Origin of the sequence: Evansella vedderi, assembly GCF_030813435.1 — a bacterium.
Taxonomy (GTDB): domain Bacteria; phylum Bacillota; class Bacilli; order Bacillales; family Salisediminibacteriaceae; genus Evansella; species Evansella vedderi.
Genome location: NZ_JAUSUG010000010.1, coordinates 147838 through 162712 on the forward strand (window position 1 = coordinate 147838; position 14875 = coordinate 162712).

The window sequence follows — 14875 nt, forward strand, 5'->3', positions numbered from 1 at the left end:
TTATGGATTCAAATAGTCAACATCTGGTGTATACCTGTTTCCTGCGTTCCAGAGAAGGAATTCATATATACCATTTTCATAAAGAGCACGAATTTGTGCTTCCACTTCCGCCTTGCCGTATGTCATAAAGTTTCCTGGCCCTAAATAGGAAGCAGTAAAATCTTGGATCCACGGACGTGATGTTGGAGGGTTTTCTAATTGTCCTAAAACTTCATTCTCCACTTCTGCATATGCTGAAACCAGCTCGTAAGGATAGAGGTCTGGTTTGTCTATTCCGAAATATGGTGTCCAGTGACTTGGATAAATCATAGAGGATATAACATCCACATTTTCAGAAATTCTAGAGAAGTTTTGACCGATACCTGGAGCTGCCTCAATTGTTGCAGCATAGCCAAAGATATCGACGGAAACATCCACATTGTACGGCTGTAATTGTTCCCTCGCAAATGCAACGAAATCAGTAACAGCATCTACACGCTTTTGTACATTATCTTCACCGTCAGTGTACTTACCAACTTCATATTCTAAAATGTCATCTCGGCGTTCGAAGCCTTCTGGGAACCGCACATAATCAAATTGGATATCTTGGAACCCTAACTTTGCTGCCTTTATGGCAATATCTACATTATATTCCCAAACCTCTTCCAAAAATGGATTAACAAAAGCTTCTCCCCGTCTATTTTTCCAAACTTGCCCATTTTCTAAGAAGGAAAGGTCTGGTCTCATTTCTGCGAGAACAGAGTCTTTAAAGACAACAATTCGTGCAATAGGATAGATCTCATTTTCCTCTAAAACCCTCATCATTCCCTCTGGGTCGCGAATATAATTTCGAGCAATATCGTAGTATGGTGAATCTTCATCTGGAAGGAACGTCAAATTACCCCAGTCATCCTTAATGTCAATAACCATTGTGTTCAAGGCTGTTGTGTTTATCAGTTCAAGTAAGGTTTCAAATCGTTGGCCGCCTGCCGAATGGCCTGTTACATAAATTCCCCGTACAGCATCTGGATACTCAAATGAAAACCCAGAATCGAAAACAGCAAACCGAGCAACTTCTTCCGGCCAAGGTCTCTCCACTAAATTCCCCGTTTTTTCTGGATGGAATTTTACTTCAAGAGGATTAGGTTCCTCTTCCCCTTGAACAACCCCTTGTCCCATAAAAAGGATAAAAAAAGACATAATACAGATCATGATCCCTTTAACTTTCCCCATCATATCACACCTTTTCTACCTGTATTTCATAAGATGTCAAAATCACTTCCAGCTGTTTCCACTTTTTTTTATCGTAGTACATACAGTTATATATATCTTACTCAATTATACAATGAGAAATGACAAGAACCAATTAAGATTTTTAACCAATTTGTAATTTTCCATAAATTTGAGTGTTTATTCCGTAAATTCTTATTGACACAACACCACCATCGCCTTAAAATATTGAACAATATACTTTTTTATAAAAAATAACATTGGAAATAAATAATAAGGGAGATGAAACAATGAAACGAATTACTTTGTTGGAAATTTACCGTCACCCTATTACTCAAAAATACGTAAATCGTTCAGGATTAGCCCATGCTATTTCCACTGCAAGTTACGCCTTCGATTTTGCTGACCAAAAGAAGGTAAATCACGATTTAGCTGTAAAAGCTGCTTTTTTGCATGACATGGGTCATTACTTATGGTATCGAAATGGAAAATGGGATTATCATCTTTATAAAGAAAACGATATTCATGCCATAAAGGGGGCGGAGCGTGCACATAAATTATTGATTCGCTTAGGAGAAAATCCAGTTCATGCAAAGAAAATTGCCTTAGCTATCCTTCTACACACCGATTCTTATTTGCCAAAGGGAGAATTAGAGCTGGATCCTTTACAAGAGGTAGTTGCCATGGCAGATAAGGCAGACGAAGAACCTGGAGGGGGACATCACTATAAAACCATTTCTAATAAGGAGGCGGTTAAGCGGATTAAGGAATTGGATAAAAGGGTTGAAGAAAAAATGAAAGTGGGAAAGGATCAATCCGCCTCTTGAGTCCACCGATTCTTTCCCCTGTATTATTTTTCACTTGACCGTTCCGTTAACAGATGATAGATTAATAGTAATTGAATAAGACCTTTTTTAAAAAGGGGAGTAGCGACCATTATATATGGTTAATGAATCGTCATTTCAGCGATAATCCGCTCGGTTCATTAAGCTTTCAAGTGAAGTACGCAAGACCTTTTTATGAAATATAATCTTCATTTTTTAGAAGAAGTATTTCATAAAAAGGTCTATTTTTGTTTAATTAAAGGAGACGAAAAAACATGATGTATTTTTTATTTATTGTTGCGGCAATGGTCACTATTTATTCAGCTATAAAACTCTCTACTTATGCCGATGTGTTAAGCGAACGTACCTCAATGGGAGGTATGCTTGTAGGAACCCTCCTTTTAGCAGGTGCAACTTCATTGCCGGAAGTCACCACAAGTGCTACGGCGGTATTCGTAAACAACCCTGATATAGCCGTAGGAAACGTTCTCGGAAGCAATCTTTTTAATTTGTTTATCCTGGCGACTGTGGACCTTATTTACCGTAAAAAAAGAATGATGACTCAAATAAGCAAAAACCATACAATAACGGCACTTATTGCATTGGGATTAACAGGGCTCGTATTAATTACGATATTATATCCAACAAATATAAGCTTCTTAGGCATTGGTATGGAATCCTACTTGCTGATTATCTTTTATGGGATAAGTATGAAATTCCTTTCTAATCCTGCTGAGGAAATGCCTATACAAGTAACAGAACGTGAAATATCTGCTTCCTCTGAAAAGGAAGGGGCCAATAACAAGATAGATATGCCCAGTAATGCAAAGGAAATAATGGAATCGTACCATACACGAGCTATTTCTGTTAAAAAAGCAAAGTATGGTTTCGTTTTTTTCGCTATTATTATCTTCGTAACTGGGTCCCTATTGACTATAGCTGGTAATAATATTGCTAATGCAACTGGGATTAGCTCCAGTTTTATAGGAAGCTTTCTTATCGCCGGTGCAACCTCCCTTCCAGAGTTTGTCACTGTCCTCGTTGCCATACAATTATTAAATTATAACCTTGCAGTGGGTAATATATTAGGCAGTAACATCTTTAATATTATGATTCTAGCATTTACGGACTTTTTATTTCGAGGTGGTAGCATTCTTGGGGCTGCAAGTCCAGTGACTGCAATAACTACTTCTGCAGTTATCATTTTAAATATTATCGTCATATTCGGAATTATTTTGTGGCAACGAAAGGGAAATGTCCCGTTCGGCTATCCTTTCCCTTCCATTTTATTAATCGTCTTTTATGGTGTCTCTAGTTACCTCATTTTCACATTTAGTTAATTACGAAGAGGGCGGCTCAAAAGGATTGTTTCTTTACCTTTTGAGTCACCCTCCGACTTTAAACCTTATGTGAAAGTATCTTTTTTGGGGCTTAAATTACTTATTTATAATTTGACTCTCTAACATTTTTTCGACGGTAAAAAAGCCATCAACCCGTGTTTCAATAATACCTTCCTTATCTATAATTAAGCTAATTGGAACTCCATATACATGGTAAAGGTCTTGAGCAGCACCCTCTTCGTCTAATAAAAAGACTACGTCATCAAGGGTAATGGATTCCGTATAAGCAATTACATTATCCACGTTCCGCTCCCCTTTAGTGAGATTAACAGCAATAACCTGCACATCATCTAAAAGACCACCCTTTTTTGCAAGCTCTAATTGTCCCCATTGCTCACCACAAATATGACACCAGGTTGTAAAAAATATTAAAAAAACATTTTCCCCTTTAAAGTCACTTAAGTTTACCTGTTCCCCTGATAAGTTATTGAGAGTAAGAGGACTAGCTTTCTCCCCTTGCTGCACCCCTTCAGACACTTCCGTCATTGCCCTTTGAGTTAAGGCCCATTCATGATTAGATTGAAGATAAAACGCACCGGATATGAATAAAACAAAACAAAGGATACCCCATTGAATTTTTCCTTTCATAACACCTACACCTCCCTCTAAAAACATCCTATGATTTTTTTGGGACATCCATTCCAATGAACTGTTAGGTATATTTTTTTCTGGATGTGGCAAAGATGAATATAATTCTTTTCCAGAAAAACGAAAATTACATTTGCATCTAGGAAGATTTGGTCGTATAATAAATAACAAATTTGAAACTCATGTTGGCTATGACAAAGAGTAGTACTTTTCATCACTACATTTTCAGAGAGTCTGCAATTGCTGGGAGCAGACAATGTAACGAAAAGGAATGGACTTTCGAGCCATCAAGCTGAACGGTGGAATTATATACTGAGTAGGCTTCGACGTCATTCAAACGTTATCTTGAAACCCCTTTCTAATGGAAGTGAAGTTAGTGAGGGAATGAAGTGATTTCAAAATAATTTGAAATAATCAGGGTGGCAACACGGTCCATTCGTCCCTATAAAAAGGAGACGAATGGGCTTTTTTTATTGAAATCTGTTCGCAAACTTTGTTGCTTTTTTGGAAAAGCGAAAGGCGGCGACTCCGGGCGACGAGTAACCGCAGGAGCAATGCTCTGTAGTGTATCCGCCGAGACAAATTGATGTATTTTCTAAGAAGGAAAGCTCTTTGTAGCGTATCCAAGCAAAAATATACTTAGTGTTAGAAAGGTAGGAAGATGAAACATGAAAACAATTTTTTCAGGAATTCAACCAAGCGGTACATTAACTTTAGGAAACTATTTAGGAGCAATGAAGCATTTTGTGGATTTGCAAGAGGAAAACAACTGCTATTTCTGTATTGTTGACCAGCATGCCATTACTGTACCACAAGACCGTTTGAAGCTTAGGGAAAATATTCGCAGTTTAGCTGCTTTATATCTTGCAGTTGGGATTGACCCTAATAAATCTGTGTTATTTATACAATCAGAAGTGCCAGCCCACGCTCAGCTGGGATGGATTATGCAATGTGTAAGCTACATTGGCGAACTTGAGAGAATGACTCAGTTCAAGGATAAATCAGAGGGTAAAGAAGGAGTTTCTTCTGCTTTGTTAACTTATCCGCCGTTAATGGCTGCAGATATTTTATTGTATGGAACTGACATCGTACCTGTTGGAGAGGATCAAAAGCAGCACTTGGAATTAACAAGAGATTTGGCAGAGCGCTTTAATAAAAAATACAATGATATTTTTACAATACCGGAAGTGCGCATTCCAAAGGTTGGGGCAAGAATTATGTCATTAGTTGAACCTACGAAAAAAATGAGCAAGTCTGATGCTAATGTGAAAAGCTTTATCTCTATGTTAGACGATGAAAAAACCATTACGAAAAAGGTTAAAAGTGCAGTAACGGACTCTGACAATGAGGTTCGCTATGATAAAGAGGCTAAGCCTGGGGTATCTAATCTCTTATCCATTTATTCCCTATGCTCCGGAGAGTCAATAGAGGATCTTGTGGATAAATATAGTGGAAAGGGCTATGGAGAATTTAAAACAGATGTAGCTGAAGCTGTTGTAAATACTTTAGCACCAATCCAAGAGCGTTATAATGAGCTGATTAACTCTGAAGAATTAGATGAAATTCTAGATATGGGTGCTGAAAAGGCAAATCGTCAGGCGTTTAAGATGCTGAAAAAAGCAGAAAAGGCTATGGGGCTCGGGAGAAAGAGATAAGACGGGAACTTTCACTCTAATGCAAGGTTCGCGTTTCAAACACAACACTTTTGTTACGCGCTTCAAACGAAATACTATTGTTTCATACAAAAATAGGCTGTCCCCATTAATTTAGGGCAGCCTTTTTCTAATCCTATTGTCTCTTATGTAACAATACATATTCTAGCGCACATTTTTCTTTTCCATTGGTCCCTGTTGGATTTCCCATAGCTTTTCGAAGAATGGTTGTCCTTTTACCATCGTGTAACAATATTCTTCGTGCTTCTTCGACCATCCGTGCTTTACCTCTTCAAAAAGGCCGTTCCATGCCTCTTCGAAGCTCATTTGCTGAATTTGGGCGTATTTATCCGGTGCCCATTCCGTATACCAATATCGAAGTTCAGCTTCTTCCGCATCATTATACAGCTGGTCAAGTACCATGAACAGGAGCTGCTTTAATTGTCGTTCTTTACGAATAAGACCGTGCATAAGCGCTGGCTCAGGTGACAAAATGTGATATACCTTTTCACAGTCTAAATAATCCATATAGTAATCTCTAACAGGCTCCGTTTCAACTAGGGCCATCAATTGCTCTTCCTGTCTTGGAACTAATCTGCTTTTACGCACTGGTGTGTGATATCCAAGGGTATCAACTACTAAGGTTCGTTTTCCATCCGTAGCAAGAAAACAATATTCTAATTCTACCCTTTGGCTTTTTCGCCTGATATAGCTCTGCTTATATATATCAGCTAACAGCTCTTCTGGAAGCTCCAGCAAGGAATTTTCAATATAATCAAATAAATTTTCTCGTATTTTAATTACCGCTACCTGATCCAGTAATTCAATTCGGTCTTCTTTTCGCCATTCATAAAATTCACAAACGTTATAACCATTTTCTTCACCTTCAAACCAATTTACCCATACATCACGCATATGGAGCATTGCTTTAAACCCCCTTACATGATTCGTTAAGAACAGTATGGTCATGAGAAAACCAGTTTATTCCACTTAAGGGGATTCTTTTTTCCATTATTTCTTATTTAAGGGTAAATAGATCATGATCCAAACAATCAATATGCCGACAACGAAAACATAAAATTCAATTCTCCCAAGCAAAAACAGGAAATAGTCGGTCAAAGAATAGCCGACCGTTAATAAATTTAAATAGGCAAGGACACTTACTCCACCTGCAACAGCAAGTCCAAAACCAATGAACAATAAAAAAAATCTAAATAACACAGGTTGTCCCCCCTCCTCCTTCCTATTTCCAAACCAACGAACATATTACTTTGGTCCTTCTCCAGCAATTCTAACCTTTTTTTATTTATATGCTAGTTAGACAAGAATAGGACACTCAATAGACAAACTAGCCCTTTTTTTGCAATTAAGGGGAAAAAATTGATCCTTTTAGAATTTCATTCGGCGGGGTTTTCAAAAGTTTTATTGGAGGTGGAGGATTATCTTTGTATTTTTCAAGGTACGATTCAACCATTAGAAACCCTAATCCATACCCCAACCATAGGGGATAACCGTGTGTACCACCATAAATAAAAGGTATATGTTGTTTTCTCCCCTTTACATCCTTTCTCACTCTAATTTTCTTACCCCACCATGATAATAGAGACTCCTTTGTATGTTTTTTCATCCATGGTGAAACATATTGTTCTCCAAGTAATCTTTTAACTTCCCATTCAGCAAGTCCTTCCATGATGATGGATTCCAACAGAGTTACCGTTTCCACATCTTTCTTTTGGTGATGTAATCTACAAACATGATGATATTCATGTAAGAGTAAAGCTTGCTTTTCAAATACTGTTAATTTTTCATGAAAAAACAAGAGAATAAATGTTGGAAATGAGATGCCATTTCTTCCATTCATTATCTTCAGTCTGGATTTATCTATATGGTTGAAAGGGAATAAAAATATATCTACATCTGGCCCTTGAAATGTCTCTACTAGCTTTGAGTACAATTCTTTCATCCCTTTAATTGGATCGTTCTTTTGCCAATTTTGCCAATTACCCTCTGTTTCATCAACTATTGGCATCATCCCCTGATTATATAAGAAATGTAGCCATTCTTCTGTACTCCAATTCGGAAAATGCTTCATAAGCGGTTGAAATGACGGAAGTTTTCCCCTTTGGTTTTCAAGTTGGTCAAATAATTCCTCCACCCATACCTTTGTTGGAATAATTGCCAATAAATTTCAGCTCCTTTTAAAGATCCTAAGATGTAAAATAATATTCAAATAGTGATTTTCCTCACTTTTTAACCTGACATAATATGCTATGCTCATGATAGGTAAAGTGACTCACTGAATGTACATGGAAGGGGAAGATAGAATGAATGTAGAGTTAACGAAAAAGAATACACCATTCTTTCAGCAGCTTTCTCCTGAAAACCAACATATCTTATTACTGCACGGAACAGAAATAACAGTCAGAGAAGGGCAAGTTTTATTTTATGAAGGAGAAGAAGCAAAATATATTTATTTAATACGTGAAGGGCAAATACGTTTAAGTAAAATGACCATTGACCATAAGAAATTTTTCCTTCATTTAAAACAAACGGATGATATCGTAGGGGAATTTAGCCTTTTTAATGAAATGAAAGCCAGTATGACCGCAGAGGTCACTTCCTCCTCCAACCTCATTCGATTTGATCGTAAAAATTTGGAAGCGTTATTTACACAAAATGGAGAGATTGCAGTAGCATTCATAAAGCTTTTCGCAAGGAACACGCAAGCAACACAGGCTAAATTTTCAGATTTACTCCTTTATGGAAAAACAGGAGCCTTTTATTCCATTCTTATTCGTTTTGCTAATTCTTATGGAATCCCTCATCCCAACGGTATCCTTATTGATTTAAAGTTAACAAACAAGGAATTAGCTAATTATATTGGTACGAGCAGGGAAACGGTGAATAGAATGATGAATGATTTAAAACGTGAGGACGTTCTGAAGGTTCAAAGTGGAAATATTATTATTAAAAATATGGAATATTTAAAAGGACATTTGCACTGTGGGAAATGTCCTCTGCAAATATGCACCATCTCTTAACTGTAATATATGGTTAAGAGTTTTTTATTAACCTAAGTTAAATTATTTTTGTTTGCGTAGATTGCGGCTTGAGTGCGGTCATCCAACTCTAGCTTACTTAAAATATGACTTACGTGAGTTTTTACTGTCTTTATCCCGATATGAAGGGTATCTGCAATTTCCTTATTTGTCTTGCCGTTTCCTATTAAGGCAAGCACCTCCCGCTCCCTTGCAGTTAGCTCTTCGTGTTTCGGTTTGGAATGCATATGCTTAAACATCTTTTGGGTAACCTGTCCTTGAAAGGTAGGTTCCCCTCTATATGCTTTTCTGATAGCTGAAACAATTTCATCTGCACTGGACGTTTTCAGTAAATAACTAAATGCTCCAGCTTCCATTACTGGAAAAAGCATCTCGTCATCAAGATAGCTTGTTAAAACAATAATCTTCATATCTTCCTTAGCAAGTTCCTTTGTAGCCTCAATACCATTCATACCGTCCATTAATAAATCCATTAAAATAACATCTGGAGAGAGATCCCTCGCTTTTTGGATTGCTTCCAATCCATTAGCAGCCTCTCCAACTACCTCGATGTCATCCTCCACACTCAAATAGGTTGTTAAACCCATTCTGACCATCTCATGATCATCCACAATTAAAAGACGAATTGGATTACTCATTACAAACCACCTCTTCTATCAATGGAGTACGATAGGTACTCTAAATTCTAGCTTTGTACCCTTATTTGGGTAAGATAAAATAGTAAAATGCCCCCCAAGCTCTACGATTCTTTCCTTCATGGAACGTAAACCATAGCTGACATTTTGTTTTTCATTTAATTTCTCCATATCAAAACCAATGCCATCGTCCTCTAAAATAAGAAGTACCCTTTCCCCTTTATGGGACGCATGAAAATTAATTTTCTCCGGGTTTCCATGACGCAATGCATTGGAGAGTCCCTCCTGAATAACTCGAAACAATTGTTCCTCCGTACCTGGATCGAGCCTTGGTAATTCTTCGATAACACATTTTATTTGCAGATGGGGATGTTTACGCTTCAATTCTTCAAATAATGTTTCAATAGCTTGAATAAACCCTTTTCCTTCCAATGTCACTGGTCGAAGATGCATGATTAATGCCCTTAATTCCTGCTGAGCCTGATGAACCATTTTTTCTGTTTGTTTAAAAACATCCTTTGCCTTTTCCGGTTTGGAGTCTAATAATTTTGGCATTGCACCAAGTGACATAGAAACGGCAAATAATTGTTGGCTAACCGCATCATGTAAATCCCTTGCCAGTTTCCGCCTCTCTTCTAAACTTGCTGCCCTCTCTGCTTCTGTAATCAAATTAGCATTCTCGTTAAGAAGACGTCGCATAGAAATAATTTGCTGCTCCACATCCCTTGTTAAGGTAATGATCTCTTCGGAAAGCTTTTGCAGTTCGTCATCTCGATCAATAGATATTGTATGACGAAAGGAACCACGCTGAAATTGCTTAAGCTGATGAATTAAATGAGTAACAGATCTTTTAAGTGATGCACCATAAGAGTAAGTAAAAATCCATGCTGTACATAAATAAACAACAAAAAACAAGAAGAATAGTCCCATATAGACCATTGGTGTTGCCATAACAGACCCGATTATTCCGTTGCTTCCAGGGAGCGGTCTAAAGTATTGCGGAAGTAATGTTTGTAATATTAATAATAGAAAAAAAGTAGTAATTAATGCAGTGGAACTAATTTTTATTTGTAACCGCAAGAGGTCCCAAAGGATCCCCTTTAATCCTTTTTCCCTTTTTCCTATCTCGAACGATTTCTTTTCCTTTTTAATCAACTGTCATAACCTCCACATCACCAATATTTAGGTTAACGTGAAGGATTACTTTTTTCTCCGCCTCGTAAAAATTCTCACTCGTATAGGTTGCGTTTCTACTTGTACCTGAATAGGAATCATCAAACAACGTTACCTCACCAAGTCTTACATCTGCAAATGCTTTAAGAGCCATATCACGGGGAACCAAAATTTTTACTGAACCAATCCAGCCAGCAATATTTAAAACATTTTCTCCTTCTTTTAAAATAGCCTTTGTGAGATCAACATTTATATCACCAATTCCCATAGCAACATCGGCACCATCAAGCTCCCAAGGTTGCTTTCCCATTTGAATATCCCCAATAAATTGGTTGTATTTTACTCTATTGCTTTTCCATTTCTTCTTAATCTTTTTTATTTTAGCTTTATCCCAATGATCACTATCATCCTCTGATGATGAAGGACCTAAATTTATCACAATATCCCCTGTTTTGTTAAATAAAATTTTAATGCCGATATATACAATGAGCACAGGCCAAGTCCAGCTCCATAAGTCAGCAAGACTAATGGAAAACCATTCTGCATTGTTCCCTAACAAAATAACACCTATGGCTAGGATAAAGGCACCCCAAACAGTTTTCCCAATATGCCACTTGTCCCTTCTGATGCTATGAAAAAAATATATTATTCCTTCAAAAAAGACCTTTAAGCCTATTAAAATAATCAAAACTGGCCAAAATGTGGAGAATAAGCCCGTTACTTCTGTATTAATAAGACCAGTATTAGATAGTAGAAATAATAGACCAATTGTTAAAATAAATAATCCAATTATGTTTTTCATTGTTCCATTCCCCTTTTTGGTGAAGAGTGACTAATAACTCTTCCATTTCTATTGTAGCTTTTCCTTCTCTAACCGCCAATTGATTTTTTTAGGAATTTCTCGAAGGTTTTATTTTCTTATTTATAGAATAGCTTTATAAAAAGAGTATCAAAACAGACGGCGGACCGTTTTCCTCTCCGCCCCAAGGCTGATTTTTCTTCATTTAAGTCTTGGACATTATCTGTTATAATCACAATTAACAGAGGTGACCAACGATGACCAATTTTCTTTTTAAACTTTCTATCCGAAAAAAAATATTTCTCCTTATTTCCTTAGTAATCATCCTTACAGGCCTCATTACTGTTGTCTGGGCCCAGAATGACTATAATAAAGCTCGTGAAGAATCATTACGAAATATTGAAGAAAGTGGCGGTACTGTTCCTTCCAATGAGGAAATTGAATTTAATGCTTCAGAAGAAGATCTTGACTATATTAATGTACTCCTTGTCGGATTGGATGACGAGGAAGATGTTGCTAGGACAGATACTATAATGATAGCTCAATATCGTCCAGATGAAGGGGAAGCAAAGCTAGTTTCTCTCATGCGTGATACATATGTTACAATACCAGGTCACGGAAACAACAAAATTAATGCTTCCTTTGCCTTAGGAGGATTAGAACTTTTACGGCAAACGATATGGGAAAACTTTAAAATTGACCTTCATTACTATGCTCAAGTTAATTTTGATAGTTTTGAACGGATTGTAGATACTTTAGCACCTGATGGAATTGAAGTAGATGTCGCTAGAAGAATGTTTTATCAATCTGGTTCCTTAACTATCGACTTCCAACCGGGACTGCAAACAATGAGTGGAGAGGAAGCGCTTAAATATGTGAGATTTCGAAGTGACTTTGAGAATGACTTCGGCCGTGTTAGGAGACAGCAGCAAGTTTTGTCTATTTTAAAAGATGAAGTTCTCAGTATATCTGGGGTACGCCGAATTCCACAGCTTTTAGGTGCTATTGAACCTTATATTCAAACAAACGTTGGAACACAGGATATGCTCTCTTATGGAAGAGATTTGTTTCTAAATTCAGTTGATGAAATTGAAACATTAACTATTCCTGTTGAGGGTGGTTATTGGGATGAAACATACCAGCATGCAGGGGCAGTTCTTGAATTAGATTGGGAAAAAAATAGGCAAGCATTGCATGAATTTTTGCAAGTAGAAATGGAAGAAGAGGATGTCCCATAAATTATATCGAGGGTATCTCAAAAGGTTAAAACCATACCTCTTGAGACACCCTCTTGTTTTATTGTTAATTATTACTGATATTTTCTAAATACTAATGCTACGTTATGTCCCCCGAAACCTAAAGAGGTACTCATTACCGCATTTACGTCCTGACGGCGGGCTTCATTTGGTACATAATCAAGATCGCACTCAGGATCAGGTGTTTCGATATTCATTGTTGGTGGAATTATTCCATCTTCAATTGCTTTTACTGAGAAGAGGGCTTCCACCGCTCCAGCTGCACCTAGTAAATGTCCTGTCATGGATTTCGTAGAACTAATGGCTAGCTTATATGCATGATCTCCAAAAACATTCTTCGCAGCAAGTGTTTCATATTTATCGTTATATTCTGTACTCGTCCCATGTGCGTTCATATAAGTAACTTCTTCAGGCTTCATCTTGGCATCCTCTAGAGCTTGTTTCATTGCCCTAACAGCCCCTTCCCCTTCAGGTGCTGGTGCTGTTACATGGTATGCATCACCTGTAGCACCATAACCACATATTTCTGCATAAATATGGGCACCTCTTTCAAGAGCTGACTCTAATGACTCAAGGATTAAAATACCAGATCCTTCTCCCATCACAAAGCCATCACGATTCTTATCGAATGGACGTGACGCTGTTTTTGGATCAGGATTAGTTGACATAGCCTTTGCAGAACTAAAACCTGCAAGTGCCATTTCTGTAATTGGTGCCTCCGCACCACCTGTAACCATAACATCTGCGTCTCCACGCTCGATAACCTTGAAGGCATCCCCAATGGAGTTTGCCCCTGAAGCACAAGCTGTTACTGTACAGGAGTTAACTCCCCTAGCACCTAATGTAATGGATACTTGTCCGGACGCCATATCTGGAATCATCATAGGTACGAAAAATGGGCTGACACGACGATGACCTCTTTTTTCATACATACGGAATTGGGTCTCAAATGTCCCCATTCCTCCGATACCTGATCCAATCCATACACCTACACGATGGGAGTTACTGTCATCAATGGTTAAATTTGCATCCTTTACGGCCATAAGTGCGCTGGCCACCGCAAATTGAGTAAAGCGATCCATTTTTCTAGCGTCCTTCGGATCCATGAAGTTACCTGGATCAAAGTCTTTAACCTCAGCAGCAACTGTTGTGGGGAATTGTGCCTCTTCATATTTAGATAGCTTGTCAATTCCTGATTCTCCATTTATTAATCGTTTCCACGTGGTGTCAGCATCATTTCCCAACGGCGTTACTGCTCCAATACCAGTTACCACAACTCGTCTTTTATTCATTGCTGAAACTCCTTTCGGTTGTCCCTAATCTAATTATTATCTTCCCCATCTTAAGGCTACTGCTCCCCATACGAGGCCAGCACCAAATCCAACAAGGACAAGTAAGTCTCCATCTTTTATCTTACCACTTTCTACCTCATGCATTAAAGAAAGGGGAATAGAAGCAGACGAAGTATTACCATAATAATCTACTGTCCTTGACATTCTTTCAACTGGAAGGTCTAAACGTTGTCTTGCTGATTCCATAATTCTTATATTTGCTTGATGGGGGATAAGGAAATCTACGTCTTCTTTCGTTAGTCCTGCCTTTTCCACTACGTGCATAGAAGACTCACCCATTTGTCGAACGGCAAACTTAAATACCTCTCTCCCATTCATTTGAATGAATTCTTTCGGCTGTTGAATATGCTCTCCACCACTGCCATCTGCGCCTAGCTCAAAGGAGAGAATTCCTTTATCCTTAGAAACTTCGCTCATTACTATGGCACCTGCTCCGTCACCAAATAAAACAGCCGTGTTTCGATCTTCCCAATCTACTACTTTCGAAAGCTTTTCAGCTCCTACTACTAAAACATTTTTATAGGCTCCCGTTTCAATAAATTGCATAGCAGTAACCATTCCATAAATAAATCCAGCACATGCCGCACTAATATCCATTGCAGCTGCCCTATGAGCTCCTAATTGGTGCTGAATCATGGATGATACAGATGGAAATGGTTTATCTGGCGTAACTGTTGCAACAAGGATAAGATCTAAATCTTCACTGGAGATCTTTGCATCCTCCAACGCTTGTAAAGCAGCATAATAGGACATATGGGATGTATCGATCTCATCCGTGGCAATACGTCTTTCCCTTATCCCCGTTCTTGTTCTGATCCACTCATCATTTGTATCTAATTTTTTTTCAAGATCCTCATTTGTTACAATATTTTCAGGAATATATTTACCAATTCCAATAATACCAGCTTGCATCCCACTTCCTCCTTAT

Annotated in this window: 15 protein-coding genes and 1 other annotated feature; of the genes, 5 read left to right on the forward strand and 10 right to left on the reverse strand. The window is 37.9% G+C overall.

The genetic code is table 11. The annotated features are described in order from the left end of the window. Complete coding sequence (locus tag J2S74_RS13560) at positions 1-1212, reverse strand: putative glycoside hydrolase (RefSeq protein WP_370876010.1); 1212 nt, start codon at positions 1210-1212, stop codon at positions 1-3. Positions 1213-1499: 287 nt separating this feature from the next. On the opposite strand from J2S74_RS13560, the gene J2S74_RS13565 reads away from it, so the two are divergent. Both J2S74_RS13565 and J2S74_RS13570 read left to right on the forward strand, forming a co-directional pair. Then, positions 1500-2036 carry an HD domain-containing protein gene (locus tag J2S74_RS13565; RefSeq protein WP_307326330.1) on the forward strand — a complete coding sequence of 179 codons (537 nt, stop codon included), beginning with the start codon at positions 1500-1502 and terminating at the stop codon, positions 2034-2036. Positions 2037-2308: 272 nt separating this feature from the next. Further along, complete coding sequence (locus tag J2S74_RS13570) at positions 2309-3373, forward strand: sodium:calcium antiporter (protein WP_307326331.1); 1065 nt, start codon at positions 2309-2311, stop codon at positions 3371-3373. A gap of 96 nt (positions 3374-3469) precedes the next feature. Here the strand turns inward: J2S74_RS13570 and J2S74_RS13575 are convergent, their stop codons facing one another. After that, complete coding sequence (locus J2S74_RS13575) at positions 3470-4021, reverse strand: TlpA family protein disulfide reductase (protein WP_307326332.1); 552 nt, start codon at positions 4019-4021, stop codon at positions 3470-3472. A 182-nt stretch (positions 4022-4203) separates the two neighbouring features. Beyond that, positions 4204-4468: a binding site (T-box leader), on the forward strand. Between the two features lie 221 nt (positions 4469-4689). Between J2S74_RS13575 and trpS the strand changes: the two genes are divergently transcribed. After that, on the forward strand, positions 4690-5676 hold the full coding sequence (gene trpS, locus J2S74_RS13580) for a tryptophan--tRNA ligase (protein ID WP_307326333.1): 987 nt from the start codon (positions 4690-4692) through the stop codon (positions 5674-5676). A 162-nt stretch (positions 5677-5838) separates the two neighbouring features. Here trpS and J2S74_RS13585 read toward each other — a convergent pair whose 3' ends face one another. The 3 genes from J2S74_RS13585 to J2S74_RS13595 form a co-directional block, all read right to left on the reverse strand. After that, positions 5839-6597, reverse strand: coding sequence for a DUF3603 family protein (locus J2S74_RS13585; protein WP_307326334.1), 759 nt, complete (start codon positions 6595-6597; stop codon positions 5839-5841). Positions 6598-6684: 87 nt separating this feature from the next. Further along, positions 6685-6894, reverse strand: coding sequence for a YuzI family membrane protein (locus J2S74_RS13590; RefSeq protein ID WP_307326335.1), 210 nt, complete (start codon positions 6892-6894; stop codon positions 6685-6687). Between the two features lie 145 nt (positions 6895-7039). After that, positions 7040-7855: a DUF2268 domain-containing putative Zn-dependent protease gene (locus J2S74_RS13595; protein ID WP_307326336.1), complete on the reverse strand. Its 816-nt coding sequence runs from the start codon at positions 7853-7855 to the stop codon at positions 7040-7042. A gap of 142 nt (positions 7856-7997) precedes the next feature. Between J2S74_RS13595 and J2S74_RS13600 the strand changes: the two genes are divergently transcribed. After that, a complete protein-coding gene (locus tag J2S74_RS13600) occupies positions 7998-8714 on the forward strand; it encodes a Crp/Fnr family transcriptional regulator (protein ID WP_307326337.1) in 717 nt (238 codons plus the stop codon). 32 nt (positions 8715-8746) lie between these two features. On the opposite strand, the gene J2S74_RS13605 is transcribed toward J2S74_RS13600, so the two are convergent. From J2S74_RS13605 to liaF, 3 genes are read right to left on the reverse strand one after another with little or no spacing between them, the layout of a single operon-like run. Next, positions 8747-9370 carry a response regulator transcription factor gene (locus J2S74_RS13605; protein ID WP_307326338.1) on the reverse strand — a complete coding sequence of 208 codons (624 nt, stop codon included), beginning with the start codon at positions 9368-9370 and terminating at the stop codon, positions 8747-8749. An 18-nt stretch (positions 9371-9388) separates the two neighbouring features. Beyond that, positions 9389-10522, reverse strand: a complete 1134-nt coding sequence (locus tag J2S74_RS13610; protein WP_307326339.1) for a sensor histidine kinase — start codon at positions 10520-10522, stop codon at positions 9389-9391. Next, on the reverse strand, positions 10515-11342 hold the full coding sequence (gene liaF, locus J2S74_RS13615) for a cell wall-active antibiotics response protein LiaF (protein ID WP_307326340.1): 828 nt from the start codon (positions 11340-11342) through the stop codon (positions 10515-10517). Before liaF ends, J2S74_RS13610 begins: the two co-directional genes overlap by 8 nt. A 254-nt stretch (positions 11343-11596) precedes the next feature. On the opposite strand from liaF, the gene J2S74_RS13620 reads away from it, so the two are divergent. Further along, a complete protein-coding gene (locus J2S74_RS13620) occupies positions 11597-12577 on the forward strand; it encodes an LCP family protein (RefSeq protein WP_307326341.1) in 981 nt (326 codons plus the stop codon). Between the two features lie 71 nt (positions 12578-12648). Here the strand turns inward: J2S74_RS13620 and fabF are convergent, their stop codons facing one another. Next, the gene (fabF, locus tag J2S74_RS13625; RefSeq protein WP_307326342.1) at positions 12649-13887 is read right to left on the reverse strand and encodes a beta-ketoacyl-ACP synthase II; all 1239 of its coding nucleotides are present in this window, start codon (positions 13885-13887) and stop codon (positions 12649-12651) included. A gap of 36 nt (positions 13888-13923) precedes the next feature. Beyond that, positions 13924-14859: a beta-ketoacyl-ACP synthase III gene (locus tag J2S74_RS13630; RefSeq protein WP_307326343.1), complete on the reverse strand. Its 936-nt coding sequence runs from the start codon at positions 14857-14859 to the stop codon at positions 13924-13926. Positions 14860-14875: the final 16 nt, after the last annotated feature.